At 39.3% G+C, this 21,839-nt stretch carries 21 protein-coding genes; 13 read left to right on the plus strand and 8 right to left on the minus strand.

Annotation, left to right across the window (positions count from 1 at the left end):
* Position 1: 1 nt before the first annotated feature.
* Positions 2-607 (plus strand): flavodoxin family protein, encoded by a 606-nt coding sequence (locus tag AC4PID_RS09915; RefSeq protein WP_492131851.1) that lies wholly within the window; start codon positions 2-4, stop codon positions 605-607.
* 24 nt (positions 608-631) lie between these two features.
* On the plus strand, positions 632-1,438 hold the full coding sequence (locus AC4PID_RS09920) for a carbon-nitrogen hydrolase family protein (RefSeq protein ID WP_492135377.1): 807 nt from the start codon (positions 632-634) through the stop codon (positions 1,436-1,438).
* Between the two features lie 224 nt (positions 1,439-1,662).
* On the opposite strand, the gene AC4PID_RS09925 is transcribed toward AC4PID_RS09920, so the two are convergent.
* The gene (locus tag AC4PID_RS09925; protein ID WP_492131852.1) at positions 1,663-2,406 is read right to left on the minus strand and encodes an HAD family hydrolase; all 744 of its coding nucleotides are present in this window, start codon (positions 2,404-2,406) and stop codon (positions 1,663-1,665) included.
* 165 nt (positions 2,407-2,571) lie between these two features.
* Between AC4PID_RS09925 and AC4PID_RS09930 the strand changes: the two genes are divergently transcribed.
* Both AC4PID_RS09930 and AC4PID_RS09935 read left to right on the plus strand, forming a co-directional pair.
* A complete protein-coding gene (locus AC4PID_RS09930; RefSeq protein ID WP_492135378.1) occupies positions 2,572-3,180 on the plus strand; it encodes an acetate uptake transporter in 609 nt (202 codons plus the stop codon).
* A 147-nt stretch (positions 3,181-3,327) separates the two neighbouring features.
* Complete coding sequence (locus AC4PID_RS09935; protein ID WP_492131853.1) at positions 3,328-3,555, plus strand: hypothetical protein; 228 nt, start codon at positions 3,328-3,330, stop codon at positions 3,553-3,555.
* Between the two features lie 118 nt (positions 3,556-3,673).
* Here the strand turns inward: AC4PID_RS09935 and AC4PID_RS09940 are convergent, their stop codons facing one another.
* Positions 3,674-4,315, minus strand: a complete 642-nt coding sequence (locus AC4PID_RS09940; RefSeq protein ID WP_492131854.1) for a lactate utilization protein — start codon at positions 4,313-4,315, stop codon at positions 3,674-3,676.
* A gap of 175 nt (positions 4,316-4,490) precedes the next feature.
* Between AC4PID_RS09940 and AC4PID_RS09945 the strand changes: the two genes are divergently transcribed.
* Positions 4,491-6,788, plus strand: coding sequence for an ATP-dependent Clp protease ATP-binding subunit (locus AC4PID_RS09945; protein ID WP_492131855.1), 2,298 nt, complete (start codon positions 4,491-4,493; stop codon positions 6,786-6,788).
* A gap of 144 nt (positions 6,789-6,932) precedes the next feature.
* Here AC4PID_RS09945 and AC4PID_RS09950 read toward each other — a convergent pair whose 3' ends face one another.
* Complete coding sequence (locus tag AC4PID_RS09950) at positions 6,933-7,865, minus strand: magnesium transporter CorA family protein (protein WP_492131856.1); 933 nt, start codon at positions 7,863-7,865, stop codon at positions 6,933-6,935.
* Between the two features lie 212 nt (positions 7,866-8,077).
* Complete coding sequence (gene dsdA / locus AC4PID_RS09955; protein WP_492131857.1) at positions 8,078-9,430, minus strand: D-serine ammonia-lyase; 1,353 nt, start codon at positions 9,428-9,430, stop codon at positions 8,078-8,080.
* Between the two features lie 125 nt (positions 9,431-9,555).
* Here dsdA and AC4PID_RS09960 point away from each other — a divergent pair, with 125 nt between their 5' ends.
* The 3 genes from AC4PID_RS09960 (at position 9,556) to AC4PID_RS09970 (ending at position 11,540) form a co-directional block, all read left to right on the plus strand.
* Complete coding sequence (locus AC4PID_RS09960) at positions 9,556-10,062, plus strand: hypothetical protein (RefSeq protein WP_492131858.1); 507 nt, start codon at positions 9,556-9,558, stop codon at positions 10,060-10,062.
* Entirely contained in the window at positions 10,059-11,015 is a 957-nt protein-coding gene (locus AC4PID_RS09965) for a helix-turn-helix transcriptional regulator (protein ID WP_492131859.1), read from the plus strand. The genes AC4PID_RS09960 and AC4PID_RS09965 overlap by 4 nt, the downstream gene beginning before the upstream one ends.
* An 81-nt stretch (positions 11,016-11,096) precedes the next feature.
* Positions 11,097-11,540 carry a GyrI-like domain-containing protein gene (locus tag AC4PID_RS09970; RefSeq protein ID WP_492131860.1) on the plus strand — a complete coding sequence of 148 codons (444 nt, stop codon included), beginning with the start codon at positions 11,097-11,099 and terminating at the stop codon, positions 11,538-11,540.
* 132 nt (positions 11,541-11,672) lie between these two features.
* On the opposite strand, the gene AC4PID_RS09975 is transcribed toward AC4PID_RS09970, so the two are convergent.
* Genes AC4PID_RS09975 through AC4PID_RS09990 form a run of 4 tightly spaced genes read right to left on the minus strand, consistent with a single transcriptional unit; the run spans position 11,673 to position 16,135 of the window.
* Entirely contained in the window at positions 11,673-13,415 is a 1,743-nt protein-coding gene (locus AC4PID_RS09975) for an NADH-dependent [FeFe] hydrogenase, group A6 (protein WP_492131861.1), read from the minus strand.
* A gap of 12 nt (positions 13,416-13,427) precedes the next feature.
* The gene (locus tag AC4PID_RS09980; protein WP_492131862.1) at positions 13,428-15,221 is read right to left on the minus strand and encodes an NADH-ubiquinone oxidoreductase-F iron-sulfur binding region domain-containing protein; all 1,794 of its coding nucleotides are present in this window, start codon (positions 15,219-15,221) and stop codon (positions 13,428-13,430) included.
* A gap of 12 nt (positions 15,222-15,233) precedes the next feature.
* Entirely contained in the window at positions 15,234-15,629 is a 396-nt protein-coding gene (locus AC4PID_RS09985; RefSeq protein WP_492131863.1) for a (2Fe-2S) ferredoxin domain-containing protein, read from the minus strand.
* The gene (locus AC4PID_RS09990) at positions 15,629-16,135 is read right to left on the minus strand and encodes an NADH-quinone oxidoreductase subunit NuoE family protein (RefSeq protein ID WP_492131864.1); all 507 of its coding nucleotides are present in this window, start codon (positions 16,133-16,135) and stop codon (positions 15,629-15,631) included. Before AC4PID_RS09990 ends, AC4PID_RS09985 begins: the two co-directional genes overlap by 1 nt.
* Before the next feature lie 314 nt (positions 16,136-16,449).
* On the opposite strand from AC4PID_RS09990, the gene AC4PID_RS09995 reads away from it, so the two are divergent.
* From AC4PID_RS09995 to larB, 5 genes are all read left to right on the plus strand, one after another.
* Positions 16,450-17,466, plus strand: a complete 1,017-nt coding sequence (locus AC4PID_RS09995) for a hypothetical protein (protein WP_492131865.1) — start codon at positions 16,450-16,452, stop codon at positions 17,464-17,466.
* Between the two features lie 174 nt (positions 17,467-17,640).
* Positions 17,641-18,393, plus strand: a complete 753-nt coding sequence (gene truA, locus AC4PID_RS10000; protein WP_492131866.1) for a tRNA pseudouridine(38-40) synthase TruA — start codon at positions 17,641-17,643, stop codon at positions 18,391-18,393.
* A gap of 54 nt (positions 18,394-18,447) precedes the next feature.
* Positions 18,448-19,878, plus strand: coding sequence for a nickel pincer cofactor biosynthesis protein LarC (gene larC / locus AC4PID_RS10005; RefSeq protein ID WP_492131867.1), 1,431 nt, complete (start codon positions 18,448-18,450; stop codon positions 19,876-19,878).
* A 159-nt stretch (positions 19,879-20,037) separates the two neighbouring features.
* A complete protein-coding gene (gene larE, locus AC4PID_RS10010; protein ID WP_492135379.1) occupies positions 20,038-20,856 on the plus strand; it encodes an ATP-dependent sacrificial sulfur transferase LarE in 819 nt (272 codons plus the stop codon).
* Positions 20,857-21,606, plus strand: a complete 750-nt coding sequence (larB, locus tag AC4PID_RS10015) for a nickel pincer cofactor biosynthesis protein LarB (protein WP_492131868.1) — start codon at positions 20,857-20,859, stop codon at positions 21,604-21,606.
* Positions 21,607-21,839: the final 233 nt, after the last annotated feature.

Consider the following 21,839-nt stretch of genomic DNA (forward strand, 5'->3'; position numbering starts at 1 on the left):
ATTGAAACATCCCGTTATTTTAAAAGGAAGTCACAGATCAAATGGTCAAAGTAGTCAATACGTCGATCGGCTTGTGGAAGAACTCAAGAAAAACGAAATTTATCCACAAGTATACGACATTAATCGTTTAACGGTTAAGCCCTGTATCGATTGTAATGTTTGTGCAAATTCTTATGGCAAATGTGTGCACGATGATGATATGGAATCAGTATATAAGGCATTAAAGGCTACTGATGTTCTTATCGTTGCGTCGCCTGTGTATTTCAATGGTATCACCAGTAAGTTGAAACAGCTGGTAGACCGCTGTCAGATGATTTTTATCTGTGATTTTAAACATGGCAAGCCGTATGTGGAAAATACAGTGAGCGAGAATAAGCAAGGCTATATCATCTCTCTGGGTGGTGCAAATGCCTATACCGATCAATTTACTGGGAATGCACTGAGTTTAGGCTTGGTTTTTAGAAACCTAAGAATGCCATTAACGGAGCATTTCACTTATGCAGGTACAGACCATAAAGAAGTTCTAAGTAGAAATGAAGCAAAAGACGACATCGAAAAAATCGTCCAAAATTTGAAAGACTTTTATCAAAGAGTCGGAGAAAAATAAGGAGGGATGACGTTGAAGGAAAAGATGAAATTGGGTCTCATACAAATGATTACCTATAAAGACAAAGAGATGTCACTGGACAAGGCTGCTGAAAACATTAAACAGTTGGCAGATCAAGGCGCAGATATGGTTGTATTACCAGAGATGTTTAACTGTCCATATGAGACGCAAAGATTCCCACAATATGCTGAGCCAGAAGGTGGACCAACCTGGCAGAGAATGAGACAGGTTGCAATAGACAATCACATCTATTTGGTGTGCGGTTCTATCGCTGAAATAGAGGACGGCAACATCTATAATACGTCATTTGTCTTTGATAGAAACGGCAATCAAATCGGTAAACATAGAAAAATTCATATGTTTGATATCAATATCGAAAATGGCCAGTACTTTAAGGAGTCAGAAACCCTTGAAGCAGGAGATCATGCCACTGTATTCGAAACAGAATTTGGTACAATTGGCCTTGCCATTTGCTATGATGTTAGATTCCCTGAACTCTCTAGAATGATGGTAGACAGAGGGGCAAAAATGTTGATTTATCCAGCTGCATTTAATATGACAACTGGACCAGCACATTGGGAACTCCTTTTTAGAACCCGTGCTGTAGACAATCAGGTCTTTACAGTTGGCTGTGCGCCTGCGAGGGACTACTCACTGAGCTATATCTCATACGGCAACTCCATCGTCGTCGATCCATGGGGCGATGTACTGGGTAGATTAGATGACTCTGAAGGGTATCTACTAGGCGAAATTGATTTTGGAGAGGTTTCTCATATAAGAGAACAACTACCGATCATCAAGCAGCTTAGAAAAGATGTTTATCATAAGTAAGAGAAAGTAGCTATTCTACTTCTGAATATTTTCTATTAATAGATTTAATTAGCTTAAAGATATAATAATACTCTCCAGAGGACCGGTCCTCGTATAACTGCGGAGCCTCCTCAGAGTGTTTTTATATCTCTAAGCTATATAACAAATAACAATAGCTGATACGATCTATATAACTAGATACGCATCAGCTATTTTTTATTTTTGTTTGATTAACAGCGTAAAGTTTAAATGTGTAATTGATCGTCTGAAATAACTTTGACGTTAGCGTCTAGTTCATAGACGAGGTCTTTTCTTTCGATGATGATTTTTGCTTTTTCGGCGAGTTCTGGCGTTGTTTTGATGTTGAGTAAGAGTTCTTTAGCGGGATTAATCGCTATCGGGTTTCCAACGCGACAGAGCATGGAGTAATCGCCATTGGTATCGCCATATGCATAGCTTTGACTGAGATCGATGCCGAACTGCTCAACGAGCTCGTCTATGGCTCTGTCTTTGCTGTCAGAATCCCACATAGGGATGACTTCGCCAGTAAAGCGCCCTTCTTCATCGACGATGTAGCTGGTGCCTCTATAAGCGTCGATGCTGTATTTGTCTGCCATCTTTGAAACGAGAAAATCAGGGCTGCCAGAGATGAAAAACACCTTATGGCCATTGAGCTTATGCCATAAAATACGACTGCGCGTATATTTGTAGACGATATCACCGTGGAGTGCGATGACCTGATTTGAAATAAACTCAAGGTCGGCGACGCGTCTCCCTTTTAAGGCTTCATAGTAGGTTTCTACGAGTTCTAACATATAAGTGTCGTATTCGCCAACGCGTTTACGCCACTCTGTAAAAGCACTTTTAATGCTTGTGTGCCAAAGTGCAGGGTCGATGATTTCATATTTTACCATCTTTTTAAAATGTTCTATCAATAAGGAATTGCGATAGAGCGTTCCGTCAATATCAAAAAATGCTGCGATTTGCATATATGCCTCCTTGGTACTATCTTTATTTATTAGTCTATTATACCCGCAAAAGCGCAATTTTTGACTATTTTTTTTTGATTTGATTTTTCTTGATATGGACTTGCTTTTATGATAATCTATTTTGGAGTTTATCATTTAGTTAAAGATTTATCAGTGGGAGGATTTATCGTGGATCAAAACGAAAGAAAAATTTTTACGGCAGACCCATCGGCATTGGGATTATTCGGTCTTGCTATGGTTACATTTGTTGCTTCAACTCAAAAATTAGGTTGGACAACAGGCACATCATTCATTATTCCTTGGGCGATCTTTTTAGGTGCTTTGGCACAAGTTTACGCATGTGTAAATGACGCTAAAAAGGGCAATGTATTTGGTGCAACAGCATTTGGTGCTTACTCATTATTCTGGTTAGCAGTAGCAATGACTTGGATGACTTCAAATGGCGTATTTGGTGAAGCGATGCAAGCTGGCGGCGACATTAAGCAGTTAGGCTTTGCTTTCTTAGGTTACCTCATCTTTTCTTTATATATGACGTTAGCGTCACTTGAAACAAATAAAGTATTGATGATTATCTTTGTACTAATCGACTTCTTGTTCCTTGGCTTATCACTTAGCGTTATTTGGGGCGTAGAGTTCGGCCATGAGTTAGCAGCTTGGAGTGAATTCTTTATTGCTTTAGTAGGTTTCTATGGTTCGGCTGCAAACGTATTAAACCATACATTTGGCAGAGTGTTTTTACCAGTTGGAAAACCACTTGGCATTTTCAAAAAATAGATTTTAGTAAGAACTAAATGATTGAAGAGAAACTACTTATATAGTGGTTTCTTTTTTTTTTACCACAATCCTATTACAGTCGCGCCTGAAGTATGTTCAAATCGCATAAAGTATTGTAAAATAAGAGAGTGAAAAATAGGAGGCTATATGTCAGAAAAGATTGTTAAAGTACAAATTGACCAAGCAGCGCCATTGCCATTCTCTGAAGAAACCATTTTTAGAGCGGTTGCAGAGAATATAGATCGTATCGATACCGACTCAGATGAAGCCTGCTTACTTGTTATTGGGCCAATGGCATTGATTTTATATTGGGAAGACGACAAGGTGATCGTTAACCGAGTGATGCATTCGGACGAAATCAAAGATCAGTTGTAAATGAGATCATAGTTTAACGGTAATTAGTTCTTTAGTAAGAACTTTTAGTTTGAGTTAACACCAAGAATAAGTAAAGCTCTTCCTAGACTTCTAGAAAGAGCTTTCATATTTTGTGGGATTAGTAACCCCATTGTCCATCTAAAAAGATGACGTGGATTCTACTTGCGTCACGTTGATGACCAATAATAGAATAGCTACAGCAAATTCTATTTTCACTTCTACAGTCGTTGCATGAACCCGTATGCGTACAAGGTGTGTTCGTAGAGAGTCTAACATTATTTGCTGGAGCAGCGATTTCTCTGTTGCGAGCGATTGCAGCATCAAGGTCTTTAACGATTTTATTAGGGCTTACAATAAGATAAACTCGGCTTGGGCCGAAAGTGATTGCAGCGACGCGATTGCCTGAACCATCGACGTTGTAGAGTTCACCCTGTTCGGTGATTGCATTTGAGCTAGCAAGGTAAGCATCTGCACTGAAGGCTTTTCTATGAACCAATTGAACCTCTTGTGGCGTCAAGCCTGGTGCGTAACGGTCATAGAAAGTGAAAGGCTGCTCGCGTAACCAGTCGATTAAACCCGTTTCGAATAAGGTTTGTGAACCACCCACAGCAAGGGATGTTTCAGGTGGCATTAATTCAAGAAGAAGTCCTTTTAGTTCATCAACTGTTCTAACATGATAGCCATTCATGTTATTGCGCTTAAGTGCTTTTATTGTCTTTTCGATGCGCTTATCGATAATTGTCGTTAGGTTTTGGTCCATAAATACCTCCTTATGTACCTAAAGTGTATCGAATTCGCTGGTAAATTACAACTTTTAAGCTTTGTTCATAAAAAATTTTACAAATTAGGCATATTATTTTTCTCTATCTAGGTTATAATTACCATAATCGAGTGTGGGAACTAGACGTTATTGAAAAAGATTAAGGTGAGTGATTATGAAGAAATGTTCTGAATGTAAAAAAAATGTCGCGATGATGCGGACAGCAAAAATAGAAAATGGAAAGACTGAATATGTGGATTTATGTCTTGAGTGTGCACAAAAGAAAGGGTATCCGGTAATGGATGAGATTATGAATCAAATCAATCTCAGTCCAGAAGAAATGGATAACTTATCTAAGCAAATGAACAAGCTCTTTGACAATGCTTCACAAGATGAAGAAAATCCATTTATGCAATTTATGAATTATGATCAAGATCACGATCATTATGATGAAGACATGGATCTTGAAGAATATGATGACACTTATGATGAAGCTGCAGAGGACTTTGAAGAGGAAATCGATGAAGAACCTGCATATGATAAGAAGAAGTACAAGAAAGTAAAGCTTAAAACTTTGAGCAAGTATGGCTCAAATCTAATAGAAAAAGCGAAAAACGGTGAAATTGATCGTATTATCGGAAGAAATCGTGAAATCGATCGCGTGGTTCAAATCCTAAACCGCAGAAGTAAAAACAACCCGCTGCTATTGGGTGAGCCAGGTGTTGGTAAAACGGCGATAGCAGAAGGCCTTGCAGTAAGAATCGTAGAAAAACAAGTGCCTGAAAAATTACTCGATACAGAAATCTACTTGTTGGATATGACGGCTATCGTAGCGGGGACTCAGTTTAGAGGCCAGTTTGAAGGCCGTATGAAGTCGATTATTACTGAAGCCTCTCAACATGGCAATGTGATACTCGTCATCGATGAAGTTCACAACATCATGGGTGCTGGTGAAGTACATGGTGGTGTAATGAATGCAGCAAACATTTTAAAACCAGCTCTTGCTAGAGGCGAAGTGCAAATTATCGGTGCGACGACACTTGAAGAGTATCGTAAACACATCGAAAAGGATGCTGCTTTAGAAAGACGATTCCAACCAGTAGTGGTCGATGAGCCTTCAGTTGAAGACAGTATCGAAATTCTCAAAGGCATTAAGGATTATTATGAAGCGTTTCATAAAGTAGCCATTGATGACGAAGTGATTGAGGCAGCGGTTAAGCTATCCTCTAGATACATCACAGATCGATTTTTACCGGATAAAGCAATCGATGTTATCGATGAGGCGGGTTCAAGAGCGAACCTTAAAAACCATGGTCTTGTAGAGGTCAAAGCGCTTGAAGAAGAAGCGGATCGCCTTGAAGCTCAAAGAGCTGAAGCAACGGCAGATGGTGAGTATGAAAAAGCAGCTGACCTTAGAGTCGAGCTTTTAAGATTAAATGAAAGAATTGATGCACTTGAAAAATCCAGTGCACATGTGAGCCTAACGGTTGAAGATGTGGCATATGTCATAGAAGCGTGGACGAAAATCCCTGTAAAACGCATCACTGAAGAAGAAGCTGAAAAGCTCATTGAACTTGAAAACAGACTTCATAGAAGAGTGATCGGGCAACACGCTGCGGTAGAAGTAATCGCCAAAGCGGTAAGACGTAATCGTTCTGGCTTTAGAAAGAAAAGAAAGCCAGCATCCTTTATCTTTGTTGGACCTACAGGAGTAGGTAAAACAGAACTTGCGAAATCGCTGGCAGAAGAGCTTTTTGGAACTGAAGAAGCAATGATTCGTATGGACATGTCGGAGTTTATGGAAAAGCATACCGTATCTAAATTGATTGGAGCGCCTCCTGGATATGTCGGTTATGAACAAGGTGGTCAATTAACTGAAAAAGTTAGACGCAAACCTTATTCAGTCATCCTACTAGATGAAATTGAAAAAGCGCATGCAGACGTGTTCAATATCTTACTTCAAATTCTTGAAGATGGTCGATTAACAGATGGACAGGGCAGAACGGTGTTCTTTGAAAACACTGTCATTATCATGACATCGAACATTGGCACACAGATGAAATCAACGGTTATGGGCTTCGGTGCTGAACAAGAAAAGAAAGTTGAAAATTCAGTAAGAGAAATGCTAAAAGAACACTTTAGACCTGAGTTCTTAAATCGTATCGACGATATCATTGTCTTTAAGGCACTTGCGAAGGAAGAACTTAGAGAAATCGTTGATTTACAGCTTAAAGAAGTTGCTTCAGAAGTAAAAGAAAAGAAAATGTTACTTGAAGTAGACGACGAAGTGAAAGCATTACTCGTTAAAGAAGGCTTTGATGAAAAATATGGTGCAAGACCACTTCGCAGAACGATTCAGCGTATGATCGAAGATGAAATTGCAGAGCTTTACATCAGAAAACTCATTCAAGAGGGTAATTTGCTTAAAGCAGTCATCGAAGAAAATAAAGTGAAAATTAAAGTTGAAGCATAAGCATAAGAGAACGCAAAAGAAATAAGCAAAAGAACAGCAAAAGAACAAGTATAAGAATCAGTAACGTATAAGTATATGGAATCTGTAATATATAATAAAAGAAACCGCCTAATTCTAAAATTCAGAAATAGGCGGTATTTTTTATCAAAACATTTTCTTACGATACATAAAGAGTGCGAAAAGACTGGCAATGACCAGTGAAATAAACATGATAATGATAAATGCAAAGTGCTGATTTGCAAGTGGTACTGGCACATTCATACCAAAAAAGCTGGCGATCATCGTCGGGATTGCCATGACGATTGTAACGGAAGTCAGAAACTTCATTACGATATTGAGATTGTTTGAGATGACTGAAGCAAAAGCATCCATAGTGCCACTGAGTATATTGCTATAGATGTTCGCCATTTCAATCGCCTGCTTGTTTTCAATGATAACGTCTTCGAGCAAGTCTTCATCCTCAGGATATTTTTTAATGGCATCTAGCTTGAGCATTTTCTCAAGTACGATTTCGTTACTTCTAAGTGACGTTGTAAAGTAAACTAAGCTTTTCTCTAAGTCTAAGAGCTGGATCAGCTCTTTATTTTTCATAGATTTGTGCAGCTCCTTTTCGATGTTGTTACTCATTTTATCGATTTGCTTGAGGTACTGTAGATAGTAGGTTGCATTTTTATAGAGTAATTGCAAAATAAATCGCGTCTTTTTATAAGTGAAAAATGCTTTAACCTTTCCGCTGACAAAGTCATTAATCAGTGGGATTTCTTTTGTACAAACCGTAATGATATTATCATTTGCAAGAATAATAGCGAGTGGTAAAGTGGTATAAATTTTTGATCCCTCTTGAACCTCGAAAAGAGGGACGTCAACTAAAATCAAAGTGCAGTCATCATCTACTTCGATTCGTGCGCGTTCTTCCTCATCCAGTGCAGCGCGAAGGTGCTCTGGCGGGATATTGAATTTTTCAGAGATGGTATTGATCTCAGTTTCAGTAGGTTGGGTTAAGTTGATCCAGATAGAAGGCTCAAAGTTTTCTAACTGAACCACTTTTTGATCAAGTGTCTTCATTAATTTGATCATAAAAAATGCTCCTTTCAGTTGATTGCTAACCGAAAGAAGCACCAAAAAAACGTCCTATATATTAAAACGAAACAGGTCGATGGTTACCGCTTACGGTCAGCTGATTTGCCAATATTGAGTTGTCGGATGTACTCCTCGGAACGCTGTCCACAAGCTCACCGCCTTTCATAGTTTTGTATTGCCTTAAACAGTATATACTATAAGTTGAAGAATTAAAACTCAATTTTTATTGATGCCCCTGCTTTTTTAAAATCATCCATAATGGCTCTTGGTACAAGTCCGCCGCCAGTTGCCCAAGAAAGATGTGTCGCATTTTGCATTTTCTCTAGAAGGCCTTCGTTTAACAGATAATTGAAGCCATCTTTTGTGTAAAAGAGTTGGATCGGACCGTAAAAACCCGCAAGAGCAGATGGCTCAAGTTCAATTTTATCAGTGACTGAAAGTAAGTGAAGCAACCATAGCATTGTATGATCTTCTACGGTAAATATTCCGTCGATGAGTGGCATCATAATCTCACCTACAAATCCAGAAGGTCTTCCGACAGCAAGTCCATCCGCTTCTGTCTTAAGCTCGATCCCGATATCCTCTACTGCAATTTCACTGTGAAGACCAGAAGCCATGCCAAGTAACATACAAGGTGCGTGAGTCGGCTCAGCAAAGAATATCCTTACTGCATCCTCGAAGATTAACTTTAAGCCGTAAGCGACACCACCTGGTGCACCGCCTACACCACAAGGGAGGTAGACAAATAGTGGATGTTCATCGTCAACTAAGATGCCTTCATCAGCAAACTGCGTTTTAAGTCTCAGTGCTGCAACCGCATAGCCTGTAAACAAATGTACTGAATTTTCATCATCTATAAAGTAAGCAAACGGATCGTTTAAAGCCGCTGCACGTCCTTCCTCAACCGCTTTTGAGTAATCTGAATCGTGAAGGACGACAGTTGCGCCTTTTTCCTTTAGAAGTGCTATTTTCCAAGGTTTGGCGTCGTTTGACATATGCACGGTAACGTTAAAGCCAATGGCACGGCTGATGATGCCGATGCTCAAACCTAGATTGCCAGTAGATCCCACAAGGATGGTATACTGATTGAATAAAGCTTTAAACGACGCTTGAGCAAATTGGGTATAGTCCTGATCAGAAGCAAGTAAGCCGTTCTCCATCGCTAGCTTTTCAGCTAATAGTAGAACTTCATAGACGCCACCACGCGCTTTAATAGAGCCAGCGATATCCAAATGACTGTCGAGCTTGGTCCACCAATCGCCGATGATACGACCGCCGATAAAGGGAATGATGCCTGTCTGGAGCTGTTCGACCCGCTGTATTTTAGATTCAATTATGCCGTTTGTCGCTTGCGTTTCTGGAAAAAGCTGTGCTAAAAGTGGTGCAAATCGGCGAAGTCTTTCATCAGCCGATTGTATATCTGAAAGAGTTGGTAGCGCTTTGTTTGAAAGCGAATTTAGCGCTTCCTGTGTCTTCATTTTATTTGGATTGACCCAGAATACGGGCTGTGCTTGACTTAAGCTCAATTTTAATGACGCGTCTAATGCGGGTATTGATTTCATAATTACCTCCATTAATTTAATGTCAATTTAATCTTAACAGATTTATGACGCATTTAAAATCAAATTAAAGAATGTTATAATAAAGGCGTCAATACTTATTATAGACTACTAAACAGGAGAAAACTATGACGCTTTTAGAACGTATTAGAGGGTTGAAACAACCTATTTTAATGGTTATTTGCACACTTTTAATCATTGGCTTTTTTATACCGTGGATGACCAATAACCCTGATCTTGAAACCTTTGCTTATTCAGAAATTAAGTTATCTGGCTTTGACATTTTTAGAGGCTATCAATCACTAGTGGCAGTAGTAGATCCGCTGATTTCGGCACTGGGTTATGCCGCATTAGGAAAGGTACTTTATCTTGGATATATTTTAATTCTTTTACCAGTACTGTCATTGGCATCTATTGTTTTATTAGGATTGCGCCATGCAAAAGCGACACTGGTCACTTGGATTAATTTTGTAGCACATGCAGTAATAGTTGTAGGCTTATTTTTATTGATTATGGTTTATGGGGATCTAAGAACCTTGTTTTTTACAATAATGTCCTTCAGCTTTGGATATTATGTGATGATGCTCATGTCTGTTTTAGGTGTGGCAACGCTTGTCGTCACACGACGTAAGTGAAGCACTATCGACTGCTAGGCATTTTACTTCTACTGGAAAACAACCCTGTAATGACAGCGAAGGCGATTGCCGATCATTTTGAAGTATCGGTGAGAACCATTTATCGTGATTTAGATGTCCTATCAGAAGCCGGTTATAGCATTGTTACTGAAAGTGGCAAAGGCGGTGGCGTTGCACTTCAATATAATAAACGCTTAAGACTAAGTGCGATGGATAAAAGTGAGCTCTTAAAGGTGGTTGAACGATTTGCCATCTTCGATAAAGACGATCAGTTATCCGAAAATCTTGCGCTTAAAATTAGAGGGCAATTACCTGAGGAAGCGAGAGTTGTCTTTGATCGGATGAGAGCTGCTTCACTGGTGGATAAAAGCAACTGGTATGGCATATCAGACGATAAAGCGCACTTTTTATCATTGGTTCAGGAAAGTATTATTAATGAGTTTAAAATTAAAATGGATTATAAAAGCAGCACTGGTTATACTGCTGATAGAATGATCTGGCCACTGGGGATTGTAAAAAAGGTAGGACAGGACTATCTTGTCGGTTACTGTGAACTACGTTCTGAAATACGCACTTTTAAAATGGATCGTATTATAGTGCTGAAGCAGACGGAGGATCGATTCAAGCCGCCTGCTGACTTTGATCTTAAAAAGTACTGGGATCATGCGACACCGAGTTATCTTGAACGACAGGTTTTTAATAGAAACTTTAAAGAGGATAACAAGGGTGGCTATTTGGTGACGCTAAAGTGTCCTGAAAAACACTTGGTTTACTTCAGTGGTTTCAAATGCATTTCAGCGGATGATGAAGGTAGATTTACCTTTGACATGGTCTCTGAATCGATTGCACTTACGCAAATTATGAATCATGTCGATGAAATCTATGTGTGTTCACCTGAATCATTAAGAGCAACAATTAAAAGAAAATGTCAGTTTGTCCTTGAAAATTACTAGTTTCTAGATTGACTGACATAATGATGTCAACAAATAGGGTGTATTCTTAATCTATCAAATAAATGGATAAGGAGACTTATTATGAAAGCGAAAATTGTAACTCTTGAGAAGGCAAAGGTAATGGGCATCGTCTACCGAGGAAAAAACGAAAACAATGAAATTCCAGAAATGTGGAATGTGTTTAACAAACGTTTTAAAGAAATTCCAAATCCAGACATGCAAGCCTTTTATGGTTTGTGTTATGGCTTCGAAAACGGTGGTAGCTTTGCATACATGGCTGGACTTGCTGTTGATCAGTTTGAAACAATTCCCAATGGTATGGAAGTTGTGGAACGTCCGGCCGGCAAGTATGCAGTGTTCACATTTAAAGATAAGATGGAGAAGATCGGAGAATTTTGGGATGCAATCTATAGAACTTATCTGAAAGAAAATGAGTTGACTGCAATGACAGGCATGACATTTGAGCTTTATGATGAGAGATTTGAAAAAACGGGTGAATGCGACATTTACATTCCGGTGTTATAGTCAATTATTCGTTTTCAAATTTCAGACAATGCGTAAACTTAATAATAGGATTAACAAACCCCGTAACGAACTGTGATTCACACAGAACGTTACGGGGTTTATGTTTAGTTGAGTATTAACATTAAAGTCAAACTAGATTTTTTCCTTAGGAATGTAGTGTGTATGAAGTAGATCGTGTGCTTTGTGACTATTAGGTTTTCCGAGAAATTCATCGTAAAGCTGTTTGATATAAGGGTTATCATGTGATTTTCTGAGTACTTTGCCTCGATCCTCTGCGTAAATCGCTGCTTGACGTTTTTTGATGATTTCCATATCACCGTGGTGATATGGCTGTCCACCACCACCGATACAGCCACCAGGACATGCCATAATTTCGATGGCATCAAATTGAGAAATCCCAGCTTTGATGTCTTCAAGTAACTTACGTGCGTTGCCTAGTCCATGTGCGATTCCGATTCTTAGATTCAAATCACCAACCTTAACAGTAGCTGAACGGATGCCTTCTAAGCCTCTTAATTGTTGGAAGTCAACTTTTTCAAGTGTCTCTCCAGTAATCCAATCATATGCGGTTCTTACAGCAGCTTCAATGACACCACCTGTCGTTCCAAAGATAACAGATGCACCGGTACTTTCACCTAGTAGATGATCAAAATCACTATCAGGAAGACCAGCGAAATTAATACCAGCCTCTTTCAGCATTAAGCCAAGTTCGCGTGTGGTTAAAACGAGGTCGACGTTGTTGTTTTCATCTTTAGTGAGTTCGGGTCTTGCTGCTTCAGCCTTTTTAGCCAGACAAGGCATGACAGAAACGACGACGATGTCTTCAGGTTTAAGGTTCATCTTTTCAGCATAGTAGGTTTTGATTACAGCACCCAACATAATCTGAGGCGATTTACAGGTCGATGGGATGTCGAGCATATCAGGGAATTGATGCTCAAAGAATTTTACCCAAGCTGGACAACAACTGGTTAACATCGGTAATGTTCCACCGTTTTGTATCCTGTGAATGAGCTCAGAAGCCTCTTCCATAATGGTTAAATCTGCACCAAAATCAGTATCAAAAATAGCATCAAAGTGAAGGCCACGTAGTGAGCTGACGAGTTTACCTGTAGTGATCGTACCAGCATCCATATCGAAAAGTTCGCCGATAGCGACTCTGACTGCGGGTGCTACTTGAACTACGACGTGTTTTTTAGGGTTATTTAGAGCTTCCCAAACTGCATCTGTGTTGTTGACTTCTGTTAATGCTGCAGTTGGACAAACAGCGACGCATTGACCACAGAAGGTACAAGAGGTATCAACCATATCTAGGTTAAATGCTGGGCCAACGAATACGTCGAAGCCTCTGTTAACAGCAGACAGGATACCACAAGTCTGAACCGTGTTACACATGGTTTCACAGCGACGACACATGACGCATTTATTCGGATCTTTAACGAGTGCATAGGATGATGTATCTTTAGGATAATCCATCTTTTCACCCGCATATCTGATATTTCTAATGCCTAAATCCTGTGCAAGTGCTTGTAGGTCACACTCCAAGTTTTTAGGACATACGAGACAGTCAAATGGATGGTTAGAGAGTAAGAGCTCAACTGCGGTTCTTCTAGCAGAGATGGCTCTTAAGTTATCGGTGCGAATCACCATACCTTCAGTACATAGCTCCGAGCAAGAAGGTGCAAGCGCTGGTCTACCTTCAACTTCAACCATACAGACACGACAAGATGCACTTTGATTAACGATGCCGAAGTCTTTTAGATTCATATGGCAAAGTGTTGGAATTTTTAATCCCACCTGCTTGGATGCTTCTAGTATGGTTGTGCCCTCCATAACTTGTAAGGGCATGTCGTTTATTTTTATATTGATCATTTTCATCTGAATACCCCCTTATGGTCTTAGGATTGCTTGGAATTTGCAGGCAGTGAAGCAAGCGCCACACGCGATACAAGCTGCTTCATCGATCACATGTTTTTGCTTTGGTGCACCAGAGATACAGTTAACTGGGCAAACTCTTGCACAAGCTGTACATCCAATACATTTTTCTTCGATGACCTTATATTTTGCAAGTGCCTTACAGCTTCCAGCAGGACATCTTTGCTCTTTAATGTGAGCGAGGTATTCATCATAGAAATACTCAAGTGTGCTGAGGACGGGATTTGGTGCAGTTTGACCGAGTCCGCAAAGCGCACTGTCTTTAATGCTCTTTCCTAAAGTTCTAAGTTTATCGATGTCAGCCATTGTGCCTTCACCTTGAGTGATGCGATCTAAGATCTCATACATACGTTTTGTACCCAGACGGCAAGGCGTACATTTACCACAAGATTCATCTTGCGTAAATTCAAGGTAGAACTTAGCGATATTGACCATACAGTCGTCTTCATCCATAACGATCATTCCACCTGATCCCATCATAGAACCGATGGATTTCAAGCTTTCGTAGTCAATCGGTGTATCAAGATCTGCAACGGTGATAACGCCACCTGATGGACCGCCAGTCTGCACCGCTTTAAATGCCTTGCCATCGATGATGCCACCACCGATGTCATAGATGATTTCACGCAAGGTTGTACCCATAGGCACTTCTACAAGTCCGACATTGTTAACTTTACCTGCTAGGGCAAATACTTTTGTTCCTTTTGATTTTTCAGTGCCAATACTACTAAACCATTCTGCACCTTTAATTAATATTGGTGGTACATTGGCAAAAGTTTCGACATTGTTAACGCTGGTTGGTTTACCATTGTAGCCTTCTATAGAAGGGTAAGGTGGTTTTTTAGTTGGCTCACCACGATTTCCTTCAACGCTATGAATCAATGCGGTTTCTTCACCACAAACGAAAGCACCGGCACCTAATTTAATAGAAATATCAAAATTAAAGTTAGAACCAAAGATTTGTTTGCCTAAAAGACCATATTCCTTAGCTTGATGGATAGCAGTCTCTAGACGTTTAATTGCAAGAGGGTATTCCGCTCTTATATAGATAATTCCCTCAGATGCGCCAATTGCATAACCAGCGATGGCCATTGCTTCTAGTACAGAGTGTGGATCACCTTCTAAAATAGAACGGTCCATAAATGCACCTGGATCACCTTCATCCGCATTACAGATGACATACTTTTGATCTGCCACAGGCTTTCTAGTGAACTCCCATTTAAGTCCTGTAGGGAAGCCGCCACCACCACGGCCTCTTAGACCACTTGCTTTTACGATATCGATAACCTGTTCAGGCGTATACTCCGTTACAGCTTTTCCAAGTGCTTCGTATCCACCAAAAGCGATATATTCATTAATATCCTCAGGGTTGATGAGACCACAATTTCTTAAAGCAATACGATATTGTTTTTTATAAAAGCTCATTTCATCGTGTTTTGGCAGTGCTTTTTGGGTTTCAGGTTCTTTATAGAGCAGTCTACCAACAGTTCTTCCTTTAATGATGTGCTCGTTTACAATTTCAGCCACATCGTCAAGTGTCACTTTCACATAGAAAACGTTATCCGGATGAATCTTTACAATTGGACCTTGTCCACAAAAACCGAAACAACCGGTCTTGATCACTGCAACTTCATCCGCGTAACCAGCATCTGTTAACTTCTCCTTAAACAAATCGACGATTTGGAGGCTCTCAGCAGAGACACAACCAGTACCGCCACACACCATAATGTGCGTTCTTTGTGTAGTCATACCCCAACCTCCTTACAAAGCGCTATGGTAAGTTTTAATAAGCACGTGATCATCCAGGATTTCGCCATTTTGGATGTGCTTATCTAATATTTCGCCAACAAAATTACGATCTACGTTACCATAGATGGTTGGTTCATGTCCTGGCATATTCACCTGAACAGTTGGTTCGCTGTGACAGTAACCCATGCAGCCCACTTGGACAACTTTAATATGTTCAATTCCCTTTGTAGAAATTTGGGAAATTAATTCATTTAAGACTTCACGACTACCAGCCGCAATCCCGCAGGTCGCCATCCCGACGAGAATTTCTATGGTTTGGTCATCGGATTCACCCGTTTCGCGAAGTTTAACTTTTTTGATCTGATCTTCTCTGATTTTACGCAACTCATCTAAAGATTTAACAGGCATTAATCTTCACTCCCTTCCATATTTTTATAGTCATTGATGATTCTAGATACGTCGTTTTCTGTGACATGGCCAAAAACCTTATCGTTAATCATGACGACGGGGGCTAACCCGCAAGCGCCGATACAACGAACATCCTTTAAAGTAAAGAGACCGTCAGGTGTTGTTGTGCCCGGTTTGATATCAAGCTGTTCTGAAAAGGCATGCATTACCTTTTCAACACCTTTGACGAAACAAGCCGTTCCCATACAGATATTAACGGTGTACTTTCCTCTTTTTTCTTGAGAAAAATAAGAGTAAAAACTCACAACACCGTAAACCTTTGACGCTGGAATATTGAGTTTTCGTGCAACATACAATTGTAATTCGCTAGGTAGATAACCAAACAATTCTTGAGCCTTATGAAGAATAGATATGAGTGCGTCTTCTTTTGCATCTTGTTCTAAAATAAAGGCGTCTAACGCTTTTAACTTTTGATCAGCGTTTTCTAGACTGAATATATCTGCCATAAAAACCTCCCTTTCTCGTAAAATTTGACCCCTGTGAGCTTATGTGATTAGTGATTTAAACTCACTTTAATATTCAGAAGATATACAATATTCTGACAAATATAGTATACCTTTATTTTGACTATTTTTAAACAGAGAACATAAGAGTTTGTACATTATTTAGTTCAAATGTAAATTAATTTTGAACTTATCCTTGATTTTTATATAAAAACGTTTAAACTATACTTAACTGATTATGCAGTAAAACCAATGTTCCCCATAGAGAGACAGTTTTCCTCTATGGGGCTTAATTATTTTTCTATTGAGGTAATGAAATGTCTTTTGTTAGAAGCGGTCCTCGCATATTGATTGTAGAGACTAAAGAAGAACAGCTTTTTAGAGCTTATATAAAAGCTCAGTTCGACCAAGTTGAATTGAGTGAAAAAGTTAAAAATTTTGAGGATATTATCACTGTGATGAATCATCACCAGACATTGATCGTTATCGCGGATAATGCAAAAGAAAATATCCAGAATTTTGATGTTACAAACTCCATCATTATCAATGACAGTGCACAATCCTTTTTAATGAGGACGATCAACTGTGGCGCATCGAGTCATGTGAGCTATGTGAGACGTGCACCACGCATTATCGTGATGAAGGTTATTGGCAACATCGAAAATATGCTTGGTGAGATTGCTGATGATTTTAGAGCGAGCATCGAACCAACGAAATCCGTTATTACCTCACATTCAGAAGGCACAGTTATACTACTAACAAGAGGCAATATTAACAAGAAACTCGCTTTTTCAGATTTTTATCATAAAGCGGTGTATACCACTGAGCATTTTTCAGAAACGATTAACAACCTCGACCATCATGCCCTTAAGTACATCAATCGCAGTACGGAAAACAAGGACTGGTTTAACCTCACCATTATTATTAAGGATAAATTTGAGGATTATAAGACGCACTATGATCGCTTGATTTATATTTTGGATTGTCTTGGTGCTGGTATGGTCTTAAAAGAAGGCTGGAGTGAGGAGTCCTCAAGATTCTTCTCAGGATCTATTGGTGGGGGGTACAAGCTGACGCTTTACACTTACATGGAGCCGCTAGAAATTAAGAAAGCCCTGTTTTCACTAGAATACATGGAAAACGGCGAACGCATCGTGGATTTTGATTTATATTATAAGAAAAAGAAAATCCATTGGGATGAACTAAAGATTAAAGGCATTAATACAAAAGAAAACTTAAGTGATCACTATCGACAAGAGCTTTATAAAAGCTTAGAAGAAGAAGATATTTTATACCTTCAATCACTTGAGGATTATATATTTGCATCGAGATAGCTTCCTGTTTGAAAGGTTTTTTGTTATACTGTTAGGGAGGCGAAGCAATTAAAGCTGGCGGATACCGTCAGCTTTTTTTAATAGTCCTTATGACGTTTTTATTAGTTTAAATAGGTTAAACAAGGCATGAATTGTAAAATCTTAAAGGAATACTTTTGAAGGTAAGGTGTTAGAGTGACTTATAAATTAATCATCCAGTACGAGGGCACTCGATATAAAGGGTGGCAAAGACTAAAAACAACGGATCAAACCATACAGCAGAAAATTGAAAACGTCTTATCGCGTCTATTGGGTGAGGCGATTGAAATCGATGGTTCGGGCAGAACGGATGCTGGCGTTCACGCACTGGGGCAAGTAGCGAGCTTTAAAACAAACACGACGATTACAGACTTAGATGATTTTAGTTTTCAAATGAACCAATATCTACCAGATGATATCATCATCCTTCAGATTCATGCTGAAAGTGATCGATTTCATGCGAGATTGAATGCAGTTTCAAAGACCTATGTCTATCAAATTTGGCTTGCAGATCATCCGCCACTTATTGAAAGAAACTGGGTCTTAAACCTTGGTGCCAAAAGGCATCAGCTCAACTTTGAGAGTATGAAGCTGGCATCAGAGCAATTATTAGGTAAAAAAGACTTTAAAGGCTTCTCAACAGATAAGACAAAAAAGGGAACCGTTAGAACCATTGAATCGATCAATTGGGAGATTCATGGCGATATCTTGCAGATAAAATTCACTGGAGATGGTTTTTTATATAATATGGTTAGAATTCTTGTCGGTACGTTGCTTGAAATTGGGTTTAATGAACGGCAAATAGACAGTCTAAACCAAGTAATTATCTCTAAGAATCGATCATTAGCAGGAGAGACAGCACCTGCTCAAGGCCTTTATTTAGAGTCTGTTAGATATGATTCAAATTAAAGGTTTTTATTTGATAGCGTGAACCACTTAGCTTTTAAATTGGAGGTAATTGAAATGGGAAAAATATATATGGAATGTTTCGCTGGTATCAGTGGCGACATGATGCTCGGTGCATTGGTCGATCTTGGCGCAGAACCTGATAAAATAAGAAAAGAACTTTCTAAACTCGGACTAGATCATGAGTTTGAAATTATAGTAGCAAGGAAAATGAAGCATGGTATCGAAGGAACAAAGCTAGATGTCATCGATCATAATAATGCTAACGAGCATCACGGCCATGAGCATCATGACCATGAGCATCATGACCACGATCATCATGACCACGAGCATCATGACCACGAGCATCATGGCCACGAGCATCACGGCCACGAGCATCATGACCACGAGCACCATGACCACGAGCATCATGACCACGAGCATCACGACCATGAGCATCATGACCATGAGCATCACGAACATGAGCATCATGACCATCATCATGATCATTTAAGAAATTTTAGAGATATTAAAGCATTGATAATAGAAAGTGATTTATCTGAAACTGTAAAGAAAAACAGTCTTAGAGTTTTTAGTGTGTTGGCAGAGGCTGAGGGTAAAATTCATGGTAAAACAGCTGAAGAAGTGCATTTCCACGAAGTTGGTGCTATTGATTCTATCGTAGATATTATTGGCACCTGTATCGCACTTGATCTTTTAAATATCACTGAAATAAGCACTTCAACTGTGGAAGTCGGAAGTGGATTTGTTAAATGTGCGCATGGTCTTATGCCAGTGCCTGCACCGGCGACAGCAGAGTTGCTTAAAGGAATTCCTATCAAGAGTCGTGTGAAAGGGTACGAGATGACTACGCCGACTGGAGCGGCTATACTAAAAGCACTAGCAAGCGAGTTTACGGATGAAAGGTCATTTATAGTGAACCGTATCGGTTACGGACTTGGCACAAGAGAACTTGATATTCCGAATTTAGTGCGTATCTCTATGCTGAGTGAAACACCAGTTAATCATGCATCTGTAAACCAATTTACTGCAGTCCAATCAGCTGTAGACCATACACGCGAGCAGTTTATAATGGAAACGAACATAGATGATATGTCCTCTGAACAATTGGTCTATGCAGAGGAGCAACTTTTAAGTGCAGGTGCTTTGGATGTTTACAAGACGTCAATTATTATGAAAAAGGGTCGTCCAGCAATTAAATTGACGATTTTAGCGTGGGAAGAAGATGTTAAAAAACTTCAAAAAATCGTATTTGAACAGACCACTTCAATAGGCATGCGACTTTATCCTGTTGAAAAGGTTAAAATCGAGCGTGCATTTGAAGTTGTAGAGACAGAGTTTGGTCCATTGACGCTTAAAAAAGCGTATTTTGATGGTGAGTTGGTTAACGTTAAACCTGAGTATGAAGAAATTAAAGTGTTTGCACTTCGTGAAGGCGTCTCTATCAAAAAGATCTATCAAGAGATTCAAAAGTATATTTGCTACTAAGAGAAGTAGCTTATAAAAATCGGTAAGTTGTAAAAGAAAAATGTAGGATAAGAAAAATAAGAAGTATAAGAGAAATATGACACTTATTATATTATGTGTAGCGTATTAAATAGAGAAAGTAGAGGCATAAAATTGATAAAGGATAAGTTTGGCAGTTTAATAGAAGCAGATTCAGCATTCGCAAATCTTTGTGAGGTGATTAAAGGGTATGAAAAGCTCGTCGTTGCATTTTCAGGGGGTGTAGATAGTACATTCCTAATTAAGGTTGCATCAGAAATCTTAGGAGACAATGCGATTGCACTTACAGTAAACTCACCCTATATCGCCGACTGGGAGATTGAAGAAGCAAAAGAGTTGACACATGAGTTGGCGATTAATCATAAGTTCTTGATTGTTGAAGAAATTCCAAATCAAATCATTAATAACCCAGTGGATCGTTGCTATTTGTGTAAAACTGAAATTTTTAGTACGATTAAGAAACGTGCAAAAGAGATGGGCATAGATTATGTAGCAGATGGTTCAAATTTGGATGATACAAAGGATTATCGACCGGGCATGCGCGCATTAAGCGAGCTTGAGATTAAAAGTCCCCTTATGGAGGCAGGCATCACAAAAGAACAGATTAGAAAGTGGTCAAAGGAACTTGGTCTTCCTACTTGGGACAAGCCACCCTACGCGTGCTTATTGACGCGTCTGCCTTATGATCAGCCTATCGTTATACAAGATCTTAAGATGATAGAAGCTGCTGAGGGCTATCTTATCGGCAGAGGCATACGAGCGGTTAGAGTTAGAAAGCATGACAGCATCGCTAGGATAGAGGCTGGGGAAGCTGAGCTTGAAACGATGATGAACGTTCAACTTTTAAAAGAAATTGCAGATGAACTCAAATCCTATGGGTTTGAGTATGTGACATTGGACTTAGCAGGGTATAAGATGGGAAGCTTTAACAAAGGGATCACAGAAGAAAGGAATGCTTAGATGAATCAAGAAGCCTTAAAAGCACTACTTGAAGCAACTAAATCTGGAGAAACTTCGATTGATGAAGCCTTAGAACAGTTAAAAACACTACCGTTTAGCGATTTGGATTTTGCAGTAATCGATCATCACAGACAGATCCGAAATGGTCATCCAGAGGTGATTTATTGTGAGTCGAAAACCGTTGATCAAGTGCTGGGCATTATGAAGCATATGGTGAATGAACGTCAGCAAGCGGTTTTAGCAACCCGTGTAACCATGGAACAACAAAGTGCCATTCTAGATGCATTTCCTAGCGCTTCAGTGAATATGTTAGGAAGAACCGTTAAAATAAACTGTCCTGAAATTAAGGAAAATTCGGATTATGTTGCCATCGTTGCTGCCGGTACCTCTGATCTACCTGTTGTAGAGGAAGCTTATGAAACAGTGAACGCTCTTGGACATCGTGCAATGAAGGTTGTCGATGTTGGCGTTGCGGGCATACATCGTTTATTTTCACGACTTGATATGATTAGAGGTGCAAAAGTGGTAATCGTCGTCGCAGGAATGGAAGGTGCACTTGCTAGTGTCGTTGGAGGGTTAGTGGATAAGCCGGTTATTGCAGTTCCAACCAGTGTTGGCTATGGTGCTAGCTTTGGTGGCATCAGTGCTTTACTTACAATGTTGAATAGTTGTTCCTCTGGCGTCACAGTTGTGAATATCGATAATGGTTTTGGTGCCGCTTATGCTGCAGTTCAAATTATGAAGCTATAATCAAATTATGAAGCTGTAATTAAATTGAAACCCACAAAAATTTTTTCGAATTTATATTTAAGTTAAAAATATAAATATTTGGCTATAAATTTTATTGTGAGTTTGAATGACCAAAGCTACTTGTACCAATCAAGTTAATCGTAACCGAATCTTCACTATTGATTATGTGACAATAGTAAAGATTCGGTTTTTTTTATTTTCTATGAGAAACGTAACTTGTGTTACCGATTCAG

The organism is Fusibacter sp. QWL-12, assembly GCF_058683495.1.

Coding starts and splice junctions, on each gene's coding strand:
- AC4PID_RS09920 (WP_492135377.1), top strand. CDS start 632: ATGAAATTGGGTCTCATACAAATGATTACCTATAAAGACAAAGAGATG.
- AC4PID_RS09925 (WP_492131852.1), bottom strand. CDS start 2,406: ATGCAAATCGCAGCATTTTTTGATATTGACGGAACGCTCTATCGCAAT.
- AC4PID_RS09935 (WP_492131853.1), top strand. CDS start 3,328: ATGTCAGAAAAGATTGTTAAAGTACAAATTGACCAAGCAGCGCCATTG.
- AC4PID_RS09940 (WP_492131854.1), bottom strand. CDS start 4,315: ATGGACCAAAACCTAACGACAATTATCGATAAGCGCATCGAAAAGACA.
- AC4PID_RS09945 (WP_492131855.1), top strand. CDS start 4,491: ATGAAGAAATGTTCTGAATGTAAAAAAAATGTCGCGATGATGCGGACA.
- AC4PID_RS09950 (WP_492131856.1), bottom strand. CDS start 7,865: ATGATCAAATTAATGAAGACACTTGATCAAAAAGTGGTTCAGTTAGAA.
- dsdA (WP_492131857.1), bottom strand. CDS start 9,430: ATGAAATCAATACCCGCATTAGACGCGTCATTAAAATTGAGCTTAAGT.
- AC4PID_RS09960 (WP_492131858.1), top strand. CDS start 9,556: ATGACGCTTTTAGAACGTATTAGAGGGTTGAAACAACCTATTTTAATG.
- AC4PID_RS09970 (WP_492131860.1), top strand. CDS start 11,097: ATGAAAGCGAAAATTGTAACTCTTGAGAAGGCAAAGGTAATGGGCATC.
- AC4PID_RS09975 (WP_492131861.1), bottom strand. CDS start 13,415: ATGAAAATGATCAATATAAAAATAAACGACATGCCCTTACAAGTTATG.
- AC4PID_RS09980 (WP_492131862.1), bottom strand. CDS start 15,221: ATGACTACACAAAGAACGCACATTATGGTGTGTGGCGGTACTGGTTGT.
- AC4PID_RS09985 (WP_492131863.1), bottom strand. CDS start 15,629: ATGCCTGTTAAATCTTTAGATGAGTTGCGTAAAATCAGAGAAGATCAG.
- AC4PID_RS09990 (WP_492131864.1), bottom strand. CDS start 16,135: ATGGCAGATATATTCAGTCTAGAAAACGCTGATCAAAAGTTAAAAGCG.
- AC4PID_RS09995 (WP_492131865.1), top strand. CDS start 16,450: ATGTCTTTTGTTAGAAGCGGTCCTCGCATATTGATTGTAGAGACTAAA.
- larC (WP_492131867.1), top strand. CDS start 18,448: ATGGGAAAAATATATATGGAATGTTTCGCTGGTATCAGTGGCGACATG.
- larB (WP_492131868.1), top strand. CDS start 20,857: ATGAATCAAGAAGCCTTAAAAGCACTACTTGAAGCAACTAAATCTGGA.